The sequence below is a fragment of the uncultured Tissierella sp. genome, assembly GCF_902479755.1.
Lineage (GTDB): Bacteria > Bacillota > Clostridia > Tissierellales > Tissierellaceae > Tissierella > Tissierella carlieri.
Genome location: NZ_CABSQO010000021.1, coordinates 47,816 through 69,219, shown reverse-complemented (window position 1 = coordinate 69,219; position 21,404 = coordinate 47,816). Strand labels below are relative to the sequence as shown.

Annotated in this window: 20 protein-coding genes; 18 read left to right on the top strand and 2 right to left on the bottom strand. The window is 29.6% G+C overall.

Annotated features, from left to right (window positions below):
• Nucleotides 1-139: 139 nt before the first annotated feature.
• The 4 genes from RDK80_RS12150 to RDK80_RS12135 all read left to right on the top strand — a co-directional run bounded on the left by RDK80_RS12150 (nucleotide 140) and on the right by RDK80_RS12135 (nucleotide 6,500).
• Nucleotides 140-844: an ABC transporter ATP-binding protein gene (locus tag RDK80_RS12150; protein ID WP_094901580.1), complete on the top strand. Its 705-nt coding sequence runs from the start codon at nucleotides 140-142 to the stop codon at nucleotides 842-844.
• Nucleotides 844-4,050 (top strand): FtsX-like permease family protein, encoded by a 3,207-nt coding sequence (locus tag RDK80_RS12145; RefSeq protein WP_308524408.1) that lies wholly within the window; start codon nucleotides 844-846, stop codon nucleotides 4,048-4,050. The genes RDK80_RS12150 and RDK80_RS12145 overlap by 1 nt, the downstream gene beginning before the upstream one ends.
• 110 nt (nucleotides 4,051-4,160) lie before the next feature.
• Nucleotides 4,161-4,928 (top strand): Mrp/NBP35 family ATP-binding protein, encoded by a 768-nt coding sequence (locus RDK80_RS12140; RefSeq protein WP_308524407.1) that lies wholly within the window; start codon nucleotides 4,161-4,163, stop codon nucleotides 4,926-4,928.
• 201 nt (nucleotides 4,929-5,129) lie between these two features.
• Nucleotides 5,130-6,500 (top strand): sodium-dependent transporter, encoded by a 1,371-nt coding sequence (locus tag RDK80_RS12135; protein WP_094901584.1) that lies wholly within the window; start codon nucleotides 5,130-5,132, stop codon nucleotides 6,498-6,500.
• A 60-nt stretch (nucleotides 6,501-6,560) separates the two neighbouring features.
• On the opposite strand, the gene RDK80_RS12130 is transcribed toward RDK80_RS12135, so the two are convergent.
• Nucleotides 6,561-7,445: a LysR family transcriptional regulator gene (locus RDK80_RS12130; protein WP_308524406.1), complete on the bottom strand. Its 885-nt coding sequence runs from the start codon at nucleotides 7,443-7,445 to the stop codon at nucleotides 6,561-6,563.
• 110 nt (nucleotides 7,446-7,555) lie between these two features.
• Between RDK80_RS12130 and RDK80_RS12125 the strand changes: the two genes are divergently transcribed.
• The 4 genes from RDK80_RS12125 (at nucleotide 7,556) to RDK80_RS12110 (ending at nucleotide 11,457) form a co-directional block, all read left to right on the top strand.
• Nucleotides 7,556-8,572, top strand: a complete 1,017-nt coding sequence (locus RDK80_RS12125; protein WP_308524405.1) for a YeiH family protein — start codon at nucleotides 7,556-7,558, stop codon at nucleotides 8,570-8,572.
• Between the two features lie 115 nt (nucleotides 8,573-8,687).
• Nucleotides 8,688-8,963: a hypothetical protein gene (locus RDK80_RS12120; protein WP_094901590.1), complete on the top strand. Its 276-nt coding sequence runs from the start codon at nucleotides 8,688-8,690 to the stop codon at nucleotides 8,961-8,963.
• 156 nt (nucleotides 8,964-9,119) lie between these two features.
• Nucleotides 9,120-10,472, top strand: a complete 1,353-nt coding sequence (locus tag RDK80_RS12115) for an MATE family efflux transporter (protein ID WP_308524404.1) — start codon at nucleotides 9,120-9,122, stop codon at nucleotides 10,470-10,472.
• Nucleotides 10,473-10,704: 232 nt separating this feature from the next.
• Nucleotides 10,705-11,457 (top strand): acyl-ACP thioesterase domain-containing protein, encoded by a 753-nt coding sequence (locus RDK80_RS12110; protein WP_308524403.1) that lies wholly within the window; start codon nucleotides 10,705-10,707, stop codon nucleotides 11,455-11,457.
• A gap of 27 nt (nucleotides 11,458-11,484) precedes the next feature.
• Here the strand turns inward: RDK80_RS12110 and RDK80_RS12105 are convergent, their stop codons facing one another.
• Nucleotides 11,485-11,982 carry a hypothetical protein gene (locus tag RDK80_RS12105; protein ID WP_094901596.1) on the bottom strand — a complete coding sequence of 166 codons (498 nt, stop codon included), beginning with the start codon at nucleotides 11,980-11,982 and terminating at the stop codon, nucleotides 11,485-11,487.
• Nucleotides 11,983-12,212: 230 nt separating this feature from the next.
• Between RDK80_RS12105 and RDK80_RS12100 the strand changes: the two genes are divergently transcribed.
• The 10 genes from RDK80_RS12100 to RDK80_RS12055 all read left to right on the top strand — a co-directional run bounded on the left by RDK80_RS12100 (nucleotide 12,213) and on the right by RDK80_RS12055 (nucleotide 21,395).
• Nucleotides 12,213-12,656: a methylglyoxal synthase gene (locus tag RDK80_RS12100; RefSeq protein WP_235601313.1), complete on the top strand. Its 444-nt coding sequence runs from the start codon at nucleotides 12,213-12,215 to the stop codon at nucleotides 12,654-12,656.
• Nucleotides 12,657-12,897: 241 nt separating this feature from the next.
• A complete protein-coding gene (locus RDK80_RS12095) occupies nucleotides 12,898-13,095 on the top strand; it encodes a cold-shock protein (RefSeq protein ID WP_094901600.1) in 198 nt (65 codons plus the stop codon).
• Nucleotides 13,096-13,221: 126 nt separating this feature from the next.
• Nucleotides 13,222-13,971 (top strand): peptidylprolyl isomerase, encoded by a 750-nt coding sequence (locus RDK80_RS12090; RefSeq protein WP_308524402.1) that lies wholly within the window; start codon nucleotides 13,222-13,224, stop codon nucleotides 13,969-13,971.
• Nucleotides 13,972-14,547: 576 nt separating this feature from the next.
• A complete protein-coding gene (locus RDK80_RS12085; protein ID WP_094901717.1) occupies nucleotides 14,548-15,714 on the top strand; it encodes a bis-aminopropyl spermidine synthase family protein in 1,167 nt (388 codons plus the stop codon).
• Nucleotides 15,715-16,009: 295 nt separating this feature from the next.
• A complete protein-coding gene (locus tag RDK80_RS12080) occupies nucleotides 16,010-16,993 on the top strand; it encodes an RnfABCDGE type electron transport complex subunit D (RefSeq protein WP_308524401.1) in 984 nt (327 codons plus the stop codon).
• Entirely contained in the window at nucleotides 16,990-17,595 is a 606-nt protein-coding gene (locus tag RDK80_RS12075) for an FMN-binding protein (RefSeq protein ID WP_094901604.1), read from the top strand. The genes RDK80_RS12080 and RDK80_RS12075 overlap by 4 nt, the downstream gene beginning before the upstream one ends.
• Nucleotides 17,596-17,598: 3 nt before the next feature.
• Nucleotides 17,599-18,237: an NADH:ubiquinone reductase (Na(+)-transporting) subunit D gene (locus RDK80_RS12070; RefSeq protein ID WP_235601315.1), complete on the top strand. Its 639-nt coding sequence runs from the start codon at nucleotides 17,599-17,601 to the stop codon at nucleotides 18,235-18,237.
• Nucleotides 18,234-18,824: an NADH:ubiquinone reductase (Na(+)-transporting) subunit E gene (locus RDK80_RS12065; RefSeq protein WP_235601316.1), complete on the top strand. Its 591-nt coding sequence runs from the start codon at nucleotides 18,234-18,236 to the stop codon at nucleotides 18,822-18,824. Before RDK80_RS12070 ends, RDK80_RS12065 begins: the two co-directional genes overlap by 4 nt.
• Before the next feature lie 14 nt (nucleotides 18,825-18,838).
• Nucleotides 18,839-19,942 carry an NADH:ubiquinone reductase (Na(+)-transporting) subunit F gene (locus RDK80_RS12060; protein WP_094901606.1) on the top strand — a complete coding sequence of 368 codons (1,104 nt, stop codon included), beginning with the start codon at nucleotides 18,839-18,841 and terminating at the stop codon, nucleotides 19,940-19,942.
• A gap of 106 nt (nucleotides 19,943-20,048) precedes the next feature.
• A complete protein-coding gene (locus RDK80_RS12055) occupies nucleotides 20,049-21,395 on the top strand; it encodes a GTP pyrophosphokinase family protein (RefSeq protein WP_094901608.1) in 1,347 nt (448 codons plus the stop codon).
• The last annotated feature ends 9 nt before the right edge of the window (nucleotides 21,396-21,404 follow it).

Below are 21,404 nucleotides of genomic sequence, written 5' to 3'. Positions count from 1 at the left end.
ATTAATCGCTTTTTCTTTTGCAAATTATGGTTAACATATTAGTAAAATATGATAAACTCTATATTATAAATATCTTTATTATTAAATCTAGTATTTTAAAAATAAAAAATATACATCATTAGTTAAGGAGTAGACAAAGATGGAAAAATATATTGAATTTCAAAATGTAAGAAAATTATATCAAATGGGAGAAGTGAAAATAGAAGCTCTATCTGGAGCAAATTTTTCCATTGACAAAGGGGAGTTTGTTGTTATAGCAGGAGCTAGTGGGGCAGGAAAAAGCACAATACTAAATATATTGGGAGGTATGGATACAGCAACATCTGGAAAGGTCGTAGTAGATAAAAGAGAAATAAGTTCTTTTTCAAATAAGGAACTTATAACCTATAGAAGACATGATATAGGTTTTGTATTTCAGTTTTATAATCTAGTTCAAAATTTAACAGCTATTGAAAATGTAGAACTTGCAACTCAAATATGTAATAATCCTTTAAATACAGAAGAAGTATTAGATGCAGTAGGATTAAATGACAGGAAGAAAAACTTTCCTGCCCAGTTATCAGGAGGTGAACAGCAGAGAGTGGCTATTGCACGGGCATTGGCTAAAAACCCGAAGCTACTTTTATGTGATGAACCAACGGGAGCATTAGACTATAATACAGGAAAGTCTATATTAAAACTTCTACAAGATACTTGTAGAGAGAGAGGGATGACCGTAGTCGTGATAACTCATAACTTAGCTATAACTCCAATGGGAGATAAAGTTATAAGAGTTAAAAATGGTATGATAGAAAGTCAAACCATAAATAGCAATCCTATTTCAGTAGAAAGGATTGAATGGTAGTGAAAAAAACTGCACTAACAAAAGATGTTTTAAGGGATATCAAAAAGTCATTAGGTAGATTTATATCTATTGTAGCAATTATAGCTTTGGGAGTGGCATTTTTTTCAGGCGTTAAAATTGCTCCAGAAGATATGGAATATACAGCTGATAAATATTATGATGAGTACAATTTAATGGATATAAGAGTAGTGTCAACTTTAGGTTTAACTAAAGATGATCTAAGTGAAATAAGTAAAATTAAAGGTGTAAAAGAAAGCTTTGGAACCTACACTATTGATGCATTGGCAGAATATAAGGAGAAAGAAGTTGTACTCAGAGTACATGGATTTTCATCGGAACAACAGATAAATGGTGTGAAATTAGTAAAGGGAAGGTTGCCGGAGAAATCTAATGAATGTGTAATTGAAGCAGGGAAAGAGAATTTCTTGAGAGTACCTATAGGCTCTAAAATCAAACTATTTTCTGGAAAAGAAGAACCTTTATCTGATAGTCTAAAAAATACTGAATTTATAGTAGTAGGTGCTGTTCAGACTCCATACTATTTATCCTTCGAAAAAGGCAGCAGTAATATTGGGAATGGGCAAGTAAGAGATTTCATTATGATTCCTCAAGAAAACTTTATATTAGATATATATACAGATATATATATTACTGTGGAAGGTGCCAGGGAACTGAATTCATATAAAGATGAATATTTTGATGTAATCAATCCAATTACAGATAAGGTAAAGGAACTAGCCAAAGATAGAGAACAAATAAGATATAGAGAAATTTTATCAGAGGCAGAAGACAAGATAACAGAAGGTAAAAAAGAATACTTTGATGAAAAAGCTAAAGCTGAAGAAAAATTAATGGAAGCTTTAGAGGAAATAGAGAATGCTAAAAAAGACATAGGTAATGGTGAAAAAGAACTTAAAGATAATGAAAGGAAGTTTAATTTATCTATTAAAGAAGGTAAAGAAAAGATTGAATTAGCAGAAAAGGAATTATTAATAGGGGAAGAGGAGTACAGAAAAGGGCTCGAAGCTTTTAATGAAAAAAAATCATTAGCTGAAGAAGGTTTCAAAAAAGCTGAAGAAGAAATAAAAAAAGGAGAGGAAAGTATAACTCTATTAGAAGGAAAGATAGCACAAATTAATGATGCTCTAAAAAATCCTTTATTGCCAAAGGAAGAAAAGGAAAAACTAAACATAGATTTACAAACTACATTGGGGATTTTAGCTAAGACGAAAGAAGCTGTAGATAATGGAAAGAAAGATTTGGCTAAAAATAAAAAGGAACTTATAAAAGGTGAGGAAGAACTTAATCAAAGTAAAAATTTATTAGCTTCTTCAAGGGGAAAATTAGAGAATGAAAAGTTAAATCTTATAAAAGGTGAAAAAGAAGGGCTTTTAGAGATTAAAAAGGCTAAAGAAAAATTAGATAAAGGAAAAATAGATTTGGCAAAGGGAGAAAAAGAATATAATGATTCAAAGGAAAAAGTAGACGAAGAATTAAGAAAGGCATGGGAAAAAATTGAGGATGGAGAAAAAGAGATAAAGAAAATTGAAAAGGGGAAATGGTATGTATTAAATAGAAAATCTCATTATTCATATGTAGATTATGGTGGGGCTGCGGATCGTATTGATGCCATATCTAAAGTATTTCCAGTTTTCTTTGCTTTGGTTGCAGCATTAGTATGTTTGACTACTATGACGAGGATGGTAGATGAGCAAAGGATAAATATAGGAACTTTAAAGGCTTTAGGTTATGGGAGATGGGATATAGCCTTTAAATACATCTTTTATGCTTTAGCCGCAACAATATTAGGATGTATAATAGGAATTGGAATAGGATATACATTATTTCCAACTGTTATTTTCAATGCCTATGGAATAATGTATATATTACCATCTATAACTCTTAGATTTAATGTAAGTTTAGCCACTTTTATATCTTTAGGGGCTATAGGATTGACTACTACTACTGCATTTCTTGCTTGTAATAATGAGTTAAGAGAAAATCCAGCATCTCTAATGAGGCCAAAGGCTCCGAAGTTAGGGAAAAGAATACTCCTTGAAAATATACCTTTCATTTGGAACAGATTTAACTTTAGTTATAAAGTAACTATTAGAAATATATTTCGATATAAAAGACGATTTTTTATGACTGTATTTGGAATAGCAGGTTGTACTGCTTTAATGCTTACAGCATTTGGAATAAGAGATTCTATTAAAACTGTAGTAGATAGGCAATATGGAGTGTTATTTACCTATGATATGACTGTAGGATTAGAAACTGAGGGGATAAAACATCTAGAGAATAATGATAAGATAAAGTCTTATGAACTTATTTCAAAGGAAAGTGGAGCTCTAGATTCAGGTAGCTTAAAAAAAGATATATCAATAATTATCCCAAAGGATATAACAAATATAGATAATTTTATTCATTTGCAAAGACGTAAGGATGAAAAGGAAATTGACATAGAAGAAAAGGGAGTGGTAATTACCGAGCAGGTGAGTAAAAGCCTAAATGTAGATATAGGAGATGAAATAACCCTAATTAACAATGAAGATGATAAGGCTAAAGTAAGAATAACTGGGATTACAGAAAACTATACATTTAATTATGTATATTTATCTCCCAATTATTATGATGAAATATTTCAAAAAGAAGTAAAATTCAATGAAGCTATTGGAATTCTATCTGATACTTCTAAAGAATTTGAAGATAAATTATCAAGAGAATTGATAAAAAAAGAAGGCATTTCTAGTGTTAGTTTTAATACTTCAATTAAGGAAAATTTTGAAGATACTATTAAAAGTTTAAACTATGTAGTTTTAGTTATGATTATTTCCGCTGGAGCTTTAGCTTTTGTAGTTTTATATAATTTAACTAATGTCAATATATCTGAAAGAATAAGAGAAATTGCAACTATAAAGGTTTTAGGATTTTATGATAATGAGGTATCAGTATATATCTATAGAGAAAACACAATATTGACTATTATTGGAGCTTTAGCAGGTCTCGTTATGGGAATATTTTTGCATAAGTTTATAATGACAACAGTTGAAATGGAAAATATAATGTTTGGATTAAAATTAGAATTAAAAAGCTATATTTTCTCAATACTATTAACCTTAATTTTTGCAATTCTTGTAAATCTTGCAATGTATTATAAACTTAAGAATGTAGAGATGGTAGAATCATTAAAATCTGTGGATTAGAAATGTTTACTAGGATATAATAAATAAATTAACTGAGAAAGGAGACTATTATGGCAAATTGCAACAATTGTCCATCCAAAAGTTCCTGTTCAAAACCTAAGGATGGCTGTATGATAGAGAACAATCCATTAAATAAGATAAATAAAGTAATAGGTGTAATGAGTGGAAAAGGTGGAGTGGGAAAATCTACTGTATCTGTTTTAATAGCTAAGGAATTGAGGAAAAAAGGGTACAAGGTAGGAATCCTTGATGCTGATATTACAGGGCCAAGTATTCCAAGATTACTTGATATTAAAGATGCAGAGGTAGAATCTACGGAGAATTTTCTTTATCCAGTAGAGACTGAGGATGGGATTAAAGTTATGTCCTTTAATTTACTGATGGAAGATGAAAATCAACCTGTTATATGGAGAGGACCGATTATTTCAACGGCTGTTAGACAGTTTTGGACAGATGTATTATGGGAGGAATTAGATTATCTTATTATTGATATGCCACCAGGAACAGGAGATGTAGCATTGACTGTAATGGATTCAATACCAATTAATGGACTGATAATGGTATCAATACCCCAAGATATGGTTTCAATGATAGTAGCTAAGGCAGTAAATATGGCTAGGAAAATGAATATAAGCATAATAGGTGTTATACAAAATATGAGTTATGTCTTATGTCCAAATTGTAATGAAAAGATAAAAATATATGATACAGAAAATATAAATGAATTTTTAGAAGATATGAATCTAAAGCTTCTGGGAGAGATTCCTATGGTCAAGGAAATAAGCAGTATTTCTAATAATAGCTACGAAGATTCAGATAAAATTATAGATAAAATTTTTAATCCAATATTGGAAAATATTATAAAATCTATAGAATAAAAACAACAGAAAAGATTAGCCCTTAATGGAAAGATAATAATTATACCATTAAGGGCTTTAGAATTTATATTTTGGAGTTAAACTTTGATAAAAAATAAACTTACAGAATAGTCTAAATATTCGTTTACTTTAATGCTTAAATGTAGTATAATCATTTAAACTCATAAATATAATATAAAAAAATATTAAAGGAGGGATATTATGGACAACAAGGTTAAAAGCCAAGAAGAAAGAGGATCGTGGGGATCAAGTTTTGGTTTTATTATGGCGGCAGCAGGTTCAGCAGTAGGACTAGGCAATTTATGGAAGTTTCCATATTTAGCAGGTAAAAATGGTGGTGCCGTGTTTGTCGTGGTATATCTACTGATAGTTGTATTAGTAGGATTTACTATGATGCTAGGAGAAATGATCATAGGAAGAAAAACAAACCTTGACCCTTATGGAGCATACAAAAAGCTAAATAAAAACTGGGGTTTTCTAGGTTTCATCGGAATTTTAACTGCATTTTTAATTTTGTCTTATTATAGTGTAGTTGGTGGTTGGGTTATTAAATATATTGTTGCAACTTTATTAGGAAGTATAGCATCAGATAAGGCTACATATTTTACTGGATTCACTGGAGCATCTGTAGAGCCTCTAATATATCATGGAATATTTATGTTACTAACTGTAGCCATAGTTTTTAAAGGTATATCCGCGGGAATCGAAAAGGCAAGTAAAGTGATGATGCCAGCATTATTTGTTATGCTTATTATAGTAGCTGTAAGATCTATAACTCTTGATGGAGCCTCAGCAGGACTTTCTTATTATTTAAAGCCTGATTTTAGCAAATTTAATGCAAGGGTTTTAGTTGATGCTTTAGGGCAGGTATTCTTCTCATTATCATTAGGTATGGGCGCGCTGATTACCTATGGTAGTTATCTAAAAGGTGATGAAAATCTAGAGAAAAATGCTTTAATAATACCTGGACTTGATACGGCAGTAGCACTATTAGCAGGTTTTGCTGTTCTTCCAGCAGTGTTTGCTTTTGGATTTGAACCAGGTCAAGGTCCTGGACTTATGTTTGTAACATTGCCGGCAGTATTTGAAGCTATGCCTTTAGGAACCGTATTTGGGGTGATTTTCTTTGTATTAGTCTTCTTTGCAGCTCTTACGTCTTCTATTTCACTGCTAGAAGTAGCTGTATCATATGGAATTGATCAGCGTAAATGGTCTAGGAATAAGGCTGTAACCATATTTGCATCTCTTATGTTTATAATTGGCATATTTGCTTCTTTATCCATGGGGCCTATGGCTGATTTTCATATTCCATTATTCAATAAAGGAGTTTTTGATACTTTAGACTTCTTTACATCTAATATATTAATGCCTGTAGGTGGATTTTTAATGGCAATATTCATAGGATATATTTGGGGTGTAGATGAGGCTATTGCTGAGGTGAAGAAGAGCCCAGGAGTAAGCTTTAAGCTTGAAAAATTCTGGACTATACTCATCAAGTATGTAGCACCAGTCGCCATATTTATAGTATTACTAAGTTCTCTGGGTTTGTTAGATAGATTTTTAGGTAATTAATTTAGATTAGGTATATATAAAAAGCTAGAATAAAAGATCCTCTTGTTCTAGCTTTTATATTTATCTAATTGAAATAAAATAGTTAAACCAATCAAGATATTCTTTATGATGTAGACTATCTTTTAAAAATACAAAATTAAACTCTCTTTCCACATCAAAGTCTTTTAAATCTATTTTTATAAGACTGCCATCACTAAGCTCTCTTTTAACGGCTTCCTTATATAAAAATGTAATTCCTAAATTTTCTATTACTAATTCTTTTATCATGCTCATATTTCCGATTTGAGTTATTTTTTTGAAATTTTTCATTGTAATATTATGTTCATATAAAATCTGTTCAAAAATATCTCTTGTTCCAGAACCTTTCTCTCTAAGGATTAACCGCTCCTCAAAAATATCTTGAAAGGAAATATTTTTGCTTGCAAAAGGATGATTAGGAGAACATACTCCTATAAAAGGTTCAGTAGAAAAAAACATTGAATTATATTCCGACTTATCAAAATGACCTTCTAATATAGCAAAATCGATTTTTCCATCTCGTAATTTTTCTAGCAGAATTTTCGTGTTGCCAACTTCCATTGTAACGTTGATATGTGGAAAATCAGATATTAATTTTATAAGTAAATTAGACATTGTATATTCACCAATAGTTAAAGTTGAACCAAAAGTTATAGGATAATTATTAATTTTAGGAGTGGTCAACATAAGCCTAAGTCTATCAGAACTTGCTTGCATTGCAAGAGTAAAATTATAGAGTATTTTTCCAGCTTCCGTTAATTCTAGACTTTTGCCACCGTAGTGGAATAACTTTACATTATAATTATCCTCCAAGTATTTAATATGTTGTGATACAGCTGGTTGCGTGATATGCAAAATCTCAGCAGTTTTAGTATAATTTAATACTTTGCATAATGTTAGGAAAGTCTTTAATCTAAAATCAATCATTATATCCTCCATATATAAACTTAACTTATTGATATATAATAAATCATAATTTGATTTTATACTAATGTAGCAATAGAATCAATAGTATAAAATAAAGGGAGGTAAATGATATGAAGTTTATCAAAAAGTATTCAGCAGGAATTTTATTAACAGTTATTCTAGCTTATGTATCAATGTTCATTAGTGATCTTATCCCAGGAAAACTCATTAGTGCAGGGGTTTTTTCTTTACTTTTAGGCATGGCAATTAATCCGATTATATCAAATTATAATATTTTAAATGATGGAATAAGTTTTGTTTCTAAAAAGGTGTTAAGACTAGCTATTATTTTAATGGGCGCAACTCTAAGTTTTTCTCAAGTATTTGAAGTTGGAAAGTATTCGCTAATTGTTATGACATTTACGTTATTTGCTGCATTTGCAGGTGGATATTATTTGGGGAAATTATTTAACATGAATTGGAAGCTTTCTGGGCTTATTTCAGCAGGTACTGGAATATGTGGAGGTTCTGCAGTTGCAGCAATTGCACCCACTATAGATGCAGAGGGAAATGATATTGCCTATGCAATTTCTGCTACCTTTATATTTGATATAGTTATGGTGGTATTATTTCCAATAGCAGGAAGGTATTTTGGAATGAGTGATTTAGGGTATGGATTGTGGACAGGAACTGCTGTAAATGATACATCATCTGTTGTAGCAGCAGGATATGCATTTTCAGATGCAGCTGGAAACTTTTCATTAATAGTTAAACTTACAAGAACATTATCTATAGTACCCGCAGTATTAGTATTCTCATTTATTAACGAGAGATTAAACTCTAAGCATAATATAAGTAGCACGAAAAAAGAAAAAATTGATTTAAAAAAGATATTTCCATGGTTTATTGTGATATTTTTGGTTATGGTTGGCGTAAAAAGTCTAGGGATTATCTCTGCTTCAGATAGTACTAAAATCTCTACTGTAAGCAAATTTTTTATGGTCATGTCTTTAGGAGCAATTGGATTAAAAACGAACTTTAAAGAAGTATCAAAATCTGGGTTTTTACCAATGTTACATGGCTTTATTATCTCTCTTTTTGTTGTAGTAGTATCATTTATGGTACAAATGTTTATGGGACAGATTTAAATCAATAAACAATTTTTTATATATAAAAAGTAACATAAAAAACTTCTTTATAGAAAAGATATTATAAAGGAGTTTTAATTTAGCTTCTAAAATAACGACAATGGAGGTTATAAAAATGTTATTTAATAATATTATCGAAAAAAGGATTGTTAAAGATGGAGTTCATAGATCTGTATTAGAAATGCCAGCAGATGATTATAATAAGGTATATAATGGACAGTATAGTGAAAAAATAGCCTTAGAGATTATAAATCATCACTTTGAAAGAAGAGGAGATGATGGAAGACCTACTGATATTCAAATTGAGCATGAGGATAATAGTAATATGGTAAAAATTTATGCAAATGTAAATTATTTAGGAAATGATCATACAAGATATGGTAGGAGATAATAAATAATGGTACTCATTAAGTTGAGTGCCATTATTTATTAGTATTCATTTAGCGGAATTAAGTATATTCAATTTAGAATAAATATTGTATAATGAAATAATGGTATTATCTAAATATAATACATTTATTTAACATTATATTATCGGAGGTCATAAATGAAGCAATTTTGGAAGGATAAGAAATTCTTAAAGGATATGCTGATAATAGCAATTCCAATCGCATTACAAAACTTGATAACTTCTTCGCTAAATATGGTGGATACTTTAATGATATCTGAATTAGGTAAATCAAGTATAGCAGCAGTAGGTTTAGCAAATCAACTATTCTTTTTTTACTCTTTAATTATTTTTGGAATTAATAGTGGTTCTTCAATATTTATATCTCAATTTTGGGGTAAAAATGATACAGAAAATATTAAAAGAGTATTAGGGTTAGCAGTGAGTTTAAGTGCCTTATCTGGATTAATTTTTACCATGGTGGCTTTCTTCTGTCCAGAGATAGTTATGAGATTTTTTATTAAGGAAGAAATAGTAGTTAGGCTAGGAAGTGATTATTTACGAATAGTTTCTTTGTCATATATAATAACTGGTATAAGCTTTGCTTTCAGTATAGCATCTAGAAGTATTGGACAGCCTAAAATGCCTATGGTTGTTTCAGCTATATCATTTATAACTAATACAATATTTAATTATTTACTTATTTTTGGACATTTTGGTTTTCCGGAATTGGGAGTAAAAGGAGCGGCTTATGGAACATTAATTGCGAGAATCGTTGAAATTAGTTTTATTCTTTATTTTGTATATACAGGTATAAAACCTCTAGCTGCTACCCTAAGGGAATTAACAGATTGGACAAAAGAATTTGTTAACAGATATCTAAAGACTACTTACCCTGTGATAATTAATGAAACATTTTGGGCATTGGGACAAGTTATGTATTCTGCAGCTTATGCTAGAATGGGAGCAGAAGCAACTGCTGCAGTGCAAGTTGCAAGTACTATTCAAAATATTTTTTTTGTAATGGTAAGAGGATTAGCTAATGCTTGTACTGTTATGGTTGGTAATAAGATTGGTGCTGGAGATGAAGAAGAGGCATATAATTATGCAATTCAATTTTTAACTATGTCAACTATAGCAGGATTGGCCTTAGGGGTGATTTTAGGTTTAACACCTGACTTAACTTTAAAATTATTTAGAAATTTGGAATTAGATGTGTACAATTTATCTAGAAAATTATTAATGGTTGCAGGAATATTTTATTTTATAAGAACATTTAATTCTACATTGATTGTAGGAGTCCTCAGAGGTGGAGGGGATACTAGTTTTTCTATGTATCTTGAAATGGGAGCTGTATGGTTAATAGGAGTTCCTTTAGCATTTATTGGAGTTTTATTATTAAAGTTACCTGTTTATATTGTTTTTATATTAGTTTCCTTTGAAGAAATAGTTAAGGCTGTTATAGGTTTACCAAGAGTTAAATCTAAAAAATGGATTAGAAATGTAACATAAAAGTGGCCTTTTATAGGCTGTTTTTTATAAGGAATAGGAAATTTCTACTTTTTGATTATATTTCTCCTAATTTAAACTTAGCTTTGAATATGATTTAAGAAAGGCTTTATTAATATATTAGTGATTTGATAGAAGTACTTCTTACAAAAAATGAAATTTGACATTCTATTTTATACATAAGAGTTATGATATATAATATAATTATTGGCATATTTAAAGGAGTGATAGATTAATGTCTAAATATAGAAAAATGTTTCAGATACCATATTATGATGCAGATAAATACAGACGAGCTACACCTATAGCAATACTTACATATTTGGGTGAGACATCGGGGGCTCATACAGATCATATTGGATTTGGTGTTGATAAGCTACAAGCTCTAAACTATGGCTGGATGCTAAATAGATGGAAGGTTAAAATCCACAGATATCCAAATGTGAAAGAAAATATAACAATTGAGACTTGGACTTCTGGGGTCGATAAATTTTATGCTACTAGAGAATTTATTATATACGATGAAAAAGCTATAGAAATAGGAAGGGCATCTACGGTTTGGATATTTTTAAATATGGAAAAAAAGAGACCTATTAGAGTACCAGTTGAATTTATTGAAGCAATCAATCCCATAGAAGAGAAAACCTTTGATGATTTTTATGATTTCAAAAAAGAGATAAAAATAGAAGAATACATTGATTTTCATGTGAGAAGATCAGATATTGATTACAATAATCATGTAAATAATACTAAATATCTTTCTTGGATGCTGGAAACTATCCCTGAATATATTTATGAAAACTATATGCTAGATGAATTTGAAATTTTGTATAAAAAAGAAACTACCTATGGTAATACCATATTATCTGGAAGTAATGAAATAAATAAATCAGATGATTTACATAAATACTTCCATAATATTTTAGATAAGGATAATAAAGACAACCATTCCATGGGTGTAACTAAGTGGAAAAATATAAATAAATAAGTTAGGTGATATCACCTAACTTATTTATTATCCTTCAAAATCTACTTTTATTATCTTCCCTTTTTCATCTAAGTTCATTTTTGTGATTTTAGTTAATTTTGGTACATTATCAATCTTAGCACATTCTACAAGATGATATATTTTAGAAGTATCTCCCGTTAGTTTATAAACATCTTTTAATAATTTTAGAATTGAATAAGGATGTTCAGGTTCTTTTAGAGTTACAAATGATGTGTTTGGTTTTGCCATGGCTTCACCAATTAATTTTTCAAAATCCAAATTATCTAGGCCCGGAATAAGAAAATATTCAACATCACTATTTAAATCTTCAAACCCTTTTACTTGAACTGATGTAAAACTACCTTTTGCTACTGCCATTAGGGTAGCCATCAATGGTCTTATACCTGCTGATCTATGTCCAGATACAATAACAGATTCTTTTTTAGCAATAGCTTCTTCAATATAGTTACCTTCTGCTTCGGTCATAAATTCTTGTGTTACATACTTTTGAATCATAGAGTTCATTTAAAACGCTCCTTTGTTTATTGAATTTTATTAAATTTGAATAACGATGTAAGATATATTCACATCATTATAATAACACTAAAGAATAGTAAAATAAAGTTTTGTTATATTTTAGTCAAAACTAAGTGAATTACTCTATATAATTTTGCCCAAATTAATGATAAAATAGGTATACTATATTTAAAATAAAAATTTAATATTAAATGTATTAAGTTTGAGGGGTGCTAATGATGAAAATAAGAATGGAAAAGCAAAAAAATATAGCTCTTATTGCTCATGATAATAAGAAAGATGATCTGATAGATTGGGTAAAAGAAAATAGAGAGATTTTATCAAAACACTTTTTATGTGGTACAGGAACTACTTCCAGGCGAATATCAGATAGTACAGATTTACCAGTGAAAGCTTTTAAATCTGGTCCGTTGGGTGGAGATCAGCAAATAGGAGCTCGTATTGTTGAGGGGAAAATTGATATGGTAATTTTTTTCTGGGATCCCTTGGAAGCTCAGCCTCATGATCCAGATGTGAAAGCCTTACTTCGAATTGCTGTTTTATATGATATACCTATAGCAACCAATAGATCGTCTGCAGATTATATACTATCTTCACCATTAATGGATGAGGAATATATGAGGGAAATAGTTGATTTTTCCAATTTGAGAATACCAAAATAGTTTGAAAATTTATTATGGTATTAAGACAAATTAAGCTCTAGATTTGTTAAAAAAGATATAAAATGTAGTTGCAATCTATCTTAGAGTGTGTTAAGATTAGGGTGTAGCTTTAATTCGGAAGTAAATAATCAATACACAATAATTTCTACAGGTTCAGAATTTTATCTGCATATAGTAAAGAAATTTTATTGTTGGTATTTTTACAAAGAATTAAAGAAATAAAATTTCGGAGGTATATGCAATGAAAGGTACAGTAAAATGGTTTAATGCAGAAAAAGGATTTGGATTTATTACTACTGAAGAAGGAAACGATGTATTCGCTCACTTCTCACAAATCAACAAAGAAGGATTCAAAACTTTAGAAGAAGGTCAAGAAGTTGAATTCAACGTTGTAGAAGGCGCTAAAGGTCTACAAGCTGAAAACATCACTATTCTATAGTAAATGGATACTCACAACCTCTTAAAGATATATCTTTAAGAGGTTTTATATTATTGAAGATAAAAGATTTATTGATTATTTAGAACAGGGAAATGTATTAAAAATTTAAATAAAAGGAGAATACATATGAGTGAAAAGAGAGTTCTTGCAGTAGTTAATGGTAAAGAGATAACAGAGGATACTGTACTTAGATTCCTTAATGATTTGGGGCCTCAAATGGCAATGCAGTTTCAATCGCCGGAAGGCATTAAAAGGGTAGTAGATGAGTTAGTAAATCAGGAATTAATATATTTGAATGCTCTAGAAAATGGCTTGGATAAAAAAGAAGATTTCACTAAAGAACTAGAAAGGTTGAAAGAGGGATTACTTAAACAATATGCCCTAAATAATATTTTATCTGAAATCACGGTAACAGAGGGAGAGATATTAGATTTTTATAATCAAAACAAAAATAATTTTCATAAACCTGAAACTGTAGTTGCTAGTCATATTTTAGTAGATAATGAAGAAAAAGCTAAAGATATTATAAAAGAGATAAATGAAGGTCTTTCTTTTGAAGACGCTGCGATAAATTATTCATCATGTCCTTCTAAAGAGCAAGGAGGAAACTTAGGTGAATTTACTAAAGGACAAATGGTTCCAGAGTTTGAAACAGCAGCTTTTAATATGGAAGTAGATACTATCTCAGAGCCAGTAAAAACTCAGTTTGGGTATCATATAATCAAATTAACAGCCAAGAATAAAGAAACTATGAGCACATTTGATGAAGTTAAGGCTCAAATAACTGATCAAGTACTTGGAATGAAGCAACAACAAGCTTATTTGGATAAGACAAATGAATTAAAACAAAAATATGAAGTAGTAAATAATATGTAAATATAATAAAGAAAATTATTGTAAAAAACTAAAAAGATTATATGAAAAATCATATTTATAATTGTTATATATTTATATATATGCTATAATGTAAATTGTAGTAAATAAATTATAGAAACAAGTAAGGGAGAGAAGTTGATGTCAGCGTTTGTTCTTAACTAAATCAACTAAATAGTTGAATCTTAAAAAACTTTAACCTAGAAGTGTTTAGGTTTATTTGTTGACGGTTTTTTAAGAGTAAGTTAGGAACACGGAAATCATTAGACCTTATGATATATTGTAAAAACCGTGCTTTTGTACGGTTTTTTTATGCCCAAAATTATTATATATTCTCTTATAGTCATAATAGTAATATACTTTCTTTTAATTACTATTGTTATTTTATAATTAAAGAGGATATTAGTTCTTGGTGTATATTTTAAGTTATAAAAAGGCTGTAGTGACACTTTGTGTTGCTATGGTCTTTTTTGTTGAAGTTTCTATTTTACTTTTAAATATTAGTTTGAATATAACCGTCATGAGTAGTTTCTACCTTAGTCCTTTAGAACTTAATATATTATATGGAGGGTTATAATGATGTTTAATTATATAGAAGAAGTAAATAAAAATATAAAAATAGAAGAAGGAAAAAATGTTATAGAGAACATATTAATAAATATATATTTTAAAGAGGGAATTTCTACTAAAGAATTGGGAAGAAATATGCTTTTACCCATCCCAATAGTTGCTGCCATAAAGAAAGAGTTTATAAAGAGAAAAATACTTATTCAAGATAGAGGAATAAGACTTACTTCAGAAGGGAAAGCGTTTATAGAAGATGAATTGGGATTTAAGAATATAAATAAAAATTTATATATTAAACTATTGACAGAACCGTGGAAAGATCATAAGGAGATTATTGAAATAAGAGAAGAATTAAATATAATTTTTAAAAATCGTCCTCAGGTAGATGTTACTATTGATCAATCAAAGTGTAGTATAGATACAGCAATTAAAAGAGCAGTATTATGTATTAAAAATCATACGTTAATAGGAAAAAAGATTTTATGCATAGGTGATGATGATTTAGTTAGTATAGCTATAGGATTTTTATTGAGAAAGCTTTACAAAACTTCTATAAAATATAAGACTTCCATTACAGTAATGGATATAGATAAAAGGATTATTAACTATATAAATAATATAGCTATAGAAGAAAATCTTCCTATCAAATGTGAATATATAGATTTTAGAAAAGAACTATCAAAAGATTTTAAAAAGCAGTTTGATTGTTTTTTTACAGATCCTCCTTATACTCTTGAGGGAATGAACTTATTTCTTTCAAGGGGAATAGAAGCTTTAAATGATGAAAGCGGACTTTTTATATATCTTTCCTATGCTCATAAATCTCCAGATTTTGAGTTAGATATGCAAAAGAACTTTTTGAAAATGGGTCTTGTAGTTTCAGAGATAATAACTAGATTTAACACCTATGAAGGAGCAGAAATAATTGGTAATATAGGGCAGATGATAATTCTTAAAACCACTAATAATAGTAAAGCATTAGTGGGGAACTCTTATGAAGGAGCTATCTATACTGGAGAACTTAGGGCCACGGCACGTCTATATAAATGTAAAAAATGTGGAGAGATGCTGAAGGTAGGAAGTTTAGAGAAATTTAGAACCATAGAAGAATTAAAGCTGAAAAGATGCTCTAAATGTAATAGCCAAGTTTTTGAGTTGATAGATAAAAGAAGTATTTAAGTATGTTTATATATTTAATATAATTTTATATATTAGAAAGAGCTAGAAACTATAAAGGCTAATAAGATTATAATTAAGATATTATTTAAAATAAATATAAGTTAAAATATTTGAAAATCCATAGGTGCTTTGTGTTGTATGCCTATGGATTTTCTATAAGTATGCCGTATTTTTAGAACTTATTCTAAATAATATAGTATCTTTATTATCAATATAGTTAACAAATGTTATTTTATCAAAATATTGGGAATATATCATACTATATATTAACTCATTAAAATATGGAGGTGTTATTTTGAACTTAAAGAATTTCTCAAAGTATTTTATTAAACAAAAGATGATGCGAACAGTTATTATTTCTTTAATACCTATAATATTTGCATCAATCTATTTTTTCGGATGGAGAACTTTGATACTTTTAGGAATCGTTACAGTTGCTGGAGTAACTACAGAATGGATATTTGAAAAAAAATATAATAGAAAAGTATCAGAGGCAGTATTTGTTAGTTGTATTTTATACACATTGACATTGCCTCCTACTACGCCATATTGGATAGCAGTAACAGGGATTATATTTGGTATTTTATTTGCAAAAGAAGTATTCGGAGGTTTTGGAAAAAATGTTTTTAATCCGGCTTTAGTTGCTAGAGCATTTGTATATGTGTGTTTCCCAACCCCTTTGACTATAGAATGGTCAAAAGCAGCTTTAGGTTTTCCAGGAGGATTAGGTACCTATATAACTGAAGGAGTAGAGGCAGTATCCCAAGCCACGCCTATGCTATTATTTAGAGATACGGGAAAAATGGCCTCTTTAATGGACCTAGTCATTGGAAATGTTTCAGGGTCTATGGGAGAAACATCTGCTGTTTTAATAGTGTTAGCTGGTATTTACTTAATTTATAAGAAGGTTGCTTCTTGGCAAATAATGGCTGGTGTTTTAATCGGATTTACAGGTCTAAGTAGTATCCTCTATGCATTAGGTAATAGTCAGATTCCTAATCCTATTTTTGGTATACTTGCTGGAGGATTATTATTTGGTACTGTATTTATGGCAACGGATCCTATATCAGCTCCGAAGACAAAGGAAGGAAAATGGATATATGGTATTCTTATAGGTATAGTTACTGTAATTATAAGGGGATATGCATTATTTGCTGGTGGTATGATGTTTGCAATACTGATAGCTAATACCTTTGCACCGATAATTGATGAGGGAGTCAATGCTTATAAGAAATACAGAAAAGAATCAAAGGCTAAAAAGGAAGAGGTGGCAATATGAAGAAATCCTTTAGTTTTCCAATAATTTTCATGATTATTATTACTGCTTTTTTCACTTTTATATTAGCTTTTTTAAATTATAGTACTGCTGATAAAATTGCATTTAATCAAGAAATTGAGTTAAGTAGGAAACTTCTATATATTTTTGATATTGAGCCACTATCTGAAAATCCCAATGACATTAATGAAGCTTTTATGGAAAATATAGGCTCTATACCGTTTGGTGATGATTCTATGTACGTATATTATGATAAGAATCAAGAAATCCTAGGATATGCTGTACCCATAAATGGCTCTGGTCTCTGGGGAAGTATAGAAGGATATGTTGGAATTTCGGCCGACTATTCAACAATTCTTGGGCTAGATTTTACTTCTCATAGTGAAACACCGGGATTAGGTGGTAGAATATCGGAGGATTGGTATAAAGAACAATTCAGAGGAATTGATATAACAGGATCACAGAATGGAAATTATATTATATATAAGCCAGCGCCTGGAGGAAATGTAGATGCTATAGCTGGTGCAACTTTGACTTCAAAATCTGTGAGTAAATTCTTAAATGAAGACATAGATAATTTCATTAAAGAGAGAAAGGGGGAATAGGAAATGATAGGAGATAGCCCTAAAAAAATATTTAAGATGGGACTATGGGAAGATAATCCAGTACTAGTTCAAATAATAGGCATATGTTCAGCACTAGCTGTAACCAATCTTATGTTAAATTCATTAATTATGGGAGTAGGATTAATTTTTGTCACTGCATTATCATCTTTTACGGTATCATTAATTAGATCATTTACTCCAAAACATATTAGAATGATGGTACAGGTACTTATAATAGCAGCCTATGTAATTATAGTTGATATTTTCTTAAAAGCATATATGCCTGAAATGAGTAAAGCTTTAGGACCTTATGTAGGGTTAATCATTACAAACTGTATAATAATGGGTAGAGCAGAAGCGTATGCACAAAAGAACCCTCCAATACCTTCATTTTTGGATGGAGTAGCCTCGGGATTAGGCTATACCTTAGTTCTATTAACTATAGCATTTTTTAGAGAGTTATTAGGTTTTGGTACGATATTTGGTATTCAAGTATTAGGGGAATGGTGGACACCTTGGACTATTATGATAATGCCGCCAGCCGCCTTTTTTATCCTAGCAGTTATCATTTGGATAACTAAAACTATTCAAGAAAAAGAGAAAAAACAAGATGAGAAGAAAGGTCAGGTGGTTAGCTCATGATAGAACTTAATCCTTTCATCATATTCTTTGCGGCAATATTTACAAATAATATGATATTTAGTAATTTCTTAGGTATGTGTTCATATATAGCGGTTTCAAGGGAAATTCCTACTTCCCTTGGGCTTGGCCAAGCTGTTACATTTGTTCTGGCCTGTACTACAATAATAAATTATCTTATATATCATTATGTTTTGGTGCCATTACATTTAGATTACTTAAGATTTATAGTTTTTATTGTTAGTATAGCAGCATTTGTGCAACTATTAGAGATGATTGTAGAAAGATACCTTCCAAATCTATATTATGCATTGGGTATATTTCTACCATTAATAACTGTTAATTGTGCTATTTTAGGGGTTTCATTATTTATGATAATTCGTAACTATAACTTTCTTCAATCAATTGGTTTTAGCATCGGGTCTGGAATTGGATGGACTTTAGCCATAGTGGCCTTAGCTGGTATACGTAAAAAGATAAAGAAAGGATCTATTCCTAAAGGACTGGAAGGCCCAGGTATAACTTTAATTATTACTGGATTAATGGCATTGGCTTTTATAGGCTTTTCAGGCATAGTCCAAATTCAATAAGGAGGGCAAAAAATATGAATGAAATAATTATAACAACAGCTGCTGTTACAGGTATATCGGCTATATTCGCTTTTTTGCTTACTCTTGCTGATAGAACCATAGGGAACTATGGTGAAGTAAAATTAGTTATAAATGAAGATAAAGAATATACCGTTAATGGAGGATCTTCTCTATTATCCACATTAATTGATGAAAAGATTTTTATTCCCTCTGCTTGCGGAGGGAAGGGAACCTGTGGATATTGTAAAGTAAAAGTTCTTGATGGAGGAGGACCTGTTTTACCAACAGAAACCCCTTTTCTAACAGATGAGGAATTAAAAGACAATGTTAGACTTTCTTGTCAATGTAAGGTAAAACAAAATATTAAAATTCAGATACCGGAAGAGTTATTTAACGTAAAAGAGTATTTTGCAACAGTAGAAGAGATTGAAGATATGACTTCCGTAATTAAGAGATTGAAAATCAAACTACCTGAAGGAGAAGAAATTAATTTTAAACCAGGACAGTTTATTCAGCTTAAAGCACCACTTTATGAAGGTAATGATGAAGAAGTTTATAGAGCTTATTCTATAGCTTCTTCTCCAGGGGATAAGAGTTATATTGAGCTATTTATTGGATATGTGCCTGGAGGAAAATGTACTACTTATGTACACAAATATTTAAAAGTGGGAGATACTGTCCAAATTAATGGTCCTTATGGAGATTTCTATTTCCACGATGATAATGATAGAGAAGTTATATTAGTTGCAGCTGGTACAGGAATTGCACCTATACTTTCTATACTTAAACATATGAAAGAATATAAGATAAATAGAAAGGCAAGATTTTATTTTGGTGCAAAAACTCCAGATGATTTATTTTTACTAGATTATTTTAGGGAATTAGAAGAAAAACTATATGATTTTAAATTTATACCTACTTTATCAAGGATAACAGAAGAACATCACTGGGCTGGAGAAAGAGGTAGAGTTAATAATGCTATAGATAAGTATCTGGATAATTCAGACAATAAAGAAGCTTATCTTTGTGGAAATCCAGGTATGATAGACTCTATGGTGAGTGCTCTTATGGAAAAAGGTTTACCTGAAGAATTAATATATTTTGATAAATTTGATTAAGAGAAATCCAAGGGATTTCTCTTTTTTATGGACTAATATCTTATTTTTTATGATATAATTAAATGGTATATATTATATATACAAAAAATCCTTAGGGGGATAGAGAATGAAACTTGAATTGTTTGACTTTATAGATGAAACTTTAGCACTTATAGAAGAAAGAAAAGAAAGTATAGAAAATGTTGCTAATTCTTTAGAAAAATTTTTTACAGATAGTTTTTTTATAAAGGATCATTTTTTAAATGTCAATTACAGAATTAAATCTCCAGAGAGTTTAAGAGAAAAAATACTTAGGCATAATTTCTACATAAAGTATAAAACACCAGAGAATTTATTAAATAATTTATCTGACTTAATAGGTTTTAGAATTGAATGTAGATTTATTGAAGATGAAAATAAAATTTATAAAGATATTATGAAACTATTTGATATAAAATGTGAAAATGGCTTTTATACAAATCCTTTGAATTCTAATATTATGTTACAATTAGACGAAAAACAACCTCAGAAGCAAAAGAATGGATTTGAAATATATAAAATTGATGGGAAGTATTGTAAAGATGGTACTTGTATCAACTTTGAACTTCAGATAAAATCTTTAGTAAATGTTTTCTGGGGAGAAATTGACCATAGAATACTCTATAAGAATTTTAATTATATGTTAACTGAAGACTTTTTTAGGGATATCATGTCTTCAATAAAAGATAATTTATCTATGATTGATAGGCAGTTAATGCTTGTCTATAATCATCTTAATGGAATGGATGCAAGTAATTCTTTAACAAAAAAAGTACAATTACAAGCATTGTTATCAAAGATTATTCATGATATATATATAGTTAAGATAAGACAGGAAATTGGATTTGTTGTAGATTTTAAAAAGTCTACAGATGTGATTGTAAATTATATATTCATGAAAGGTGGACCTGAGGAATCAGAAAATTATAGTGTGAATTTCCTTCGAATATTAAATAGACTGAATGATATAGGAAAAAATGATATATCCTTTAATAGATATATAAATTTTGAAAGGGAAATTTTTTTCAATGATGATTTTACAAGAAAAATTGGGAGTAGTATCCTAGAAATAATAAATAAAGATTTTAGGTGGAATTTATTTTTTAGGATAATATTTGAAATAGAAGAAGGGAATAATGCAGAAGATTTTGAAGGGTTTATGATATTTATTAGATATAGATTCCATGAGAATTTGATGATGATATTAGAGAATAAAAATATAGAAGAATCTCAAAAAGAAGAAATAGTTACTTGTGTATTGGAGACTATTGCCACTACTTTCTCGAAAGAAGTTGATGTTGATTTCTTAAGTGATTGCAGCATTAAATCTTTGAATTATAATATTGGAAAACTCTTTACAGATATACATTCATTTGATGACTGGATAGAGAGAAAAGAGGGAATATTAGATGTAATATTAAACCATGATTTCTAAAGTATTTGA

What these genes read in the sequence shown, in the direction of transcription:
- RDK80_RS12090 (WP_308524402.1), top strand. Translation starts at nt 13,222, where the DNA reads ATGAGTGAAAAGAGAGTTCTTGCAGTAGTTAATGGTAAAGAGATAACA.
- RDK80_RS12075 (WP_094901604.1), top strand. Translation starts at nt 16,990, where the DNA reads ATGAAGAAATCCTTTAGTTTTCCAATAATTTTCATGATTATTATTACT.
- RDK80_RS12120 (WP_094901590.1), top strand. Translation starts at nt 8,688, where the DNA reads ATGTTATTTAATAATATTATCGAAAAAAGGATTGTTAAAGATGGAGTT.
- RDK80_RS12105 (WP_094901596.1), bottom strand. Translation starts at nt 11,982, where the DNA reads ATGAACTCTATGATTCAAAAGTATGTAACACAAGAATTTATGACCGAA.
- RDK80_RS12065 (WP_235601316.1), top strand. Translation starts at nt 18,234, where the DNA reads ATGATAGAACTTAATCCTTTCATCATATTCTTTGCGGCAATATTTACA.
- RDK80_RS12055 (WP_094901608.1), top strand. Translation starts at nt 20,049, where the DNA reads ATGAAACTTGAATTGTTTGACTTTATAGATGAAACTTTAGCACTTATA.
- RDK80_RS12125 (WP_308524405.1), top strand. Translation starts at nt 7,556, where the DNA reads ATGAAGTTTATCAAAAAGTATTCAGCAGGAATTTTATTAACAGTTATT.
- RDK80_RS12135 (WP_094901584.1), top strand. Translation starts at nt 5,130, where the DNA reads ATGGACAACAAGGTTAAAAGCCAAGAAGAAAGAGGATCGTGGGGATCA.
- RDK80_RS12115 (WP_308524404.1), top strand. Translation starts at nt 9,120, where the DNA reads ATGAAGCAATTTTGGAAGGATAAGAAATTCTTAAAGGATATGCTGATA.
- RDK80_RS12140 (WP_308524407.1), top strand. Translation starts at nt 4,161, where the DNA reads ATGATAGAGAACAATCCATTAAATAAGATAAATAAAGTAATAGGTGTA.
- RDK80_RS12070 (WP_235601315.1), top strand. Translation starts at nt 17,599, where the DNA reads ATGATAGGAGATAGCCCTAAAAAAATATTTAAGATGGGACTATGGGAA.
- RDK80_RS12095 (WP_094901600.1), top strand. Translation starts at nt 12,898, where the DNA reads ATGAAAGGTACAGTAAAATGGTTTAATGCAGAAAAAGGATTTGGATTT.
- RDK80_RS12085 (WP_094901717.1), top strand. Translation starts at nt 14,548, where the DNA reads ATGTTTAATTATATAGAAGAAGTAAATAAAAATATAAAAATAGAAGAA.
- RDK80_RS12100 (WP_235601313.1), top strand. Translation starts at nt 12,213, where the DNA reads ATGAAAATAAGAATGGAAAAGCAAAAAAATATAGCTCTTATTGCTCAT.
- RDK80_RS12130 (WP_308524406.1), bottom strand. Translation starts at nt 7,445, where the DNA reads ATGATTGATTTTAGATTAAAGACTTTCCTAACATTATGCAAAGTATTA.
- RDK80_RS12060 (WP_094901606.1), top strand. Translation starts at nt 18,839, where the DNA reads ATGAATGAAATAATTATAACAACAGCTGCTGTTACAGGTATATCGGCT.
- RDK80_RS12150 (WP_094901580.1), top strand. Translation starts at nt 140, where the DNA reads ATGGAAAAATATATTGAATTTCAAAATGTAAGAAAATTATATCAAATG.
- RDK80_RS12110 (WP_308524403.1), top strand. Translation starts at nt 10,705, where the DNA reads ATGTCTAAATATAGAAAAATGTTTCAGATACCATATTATGATGCAGAT.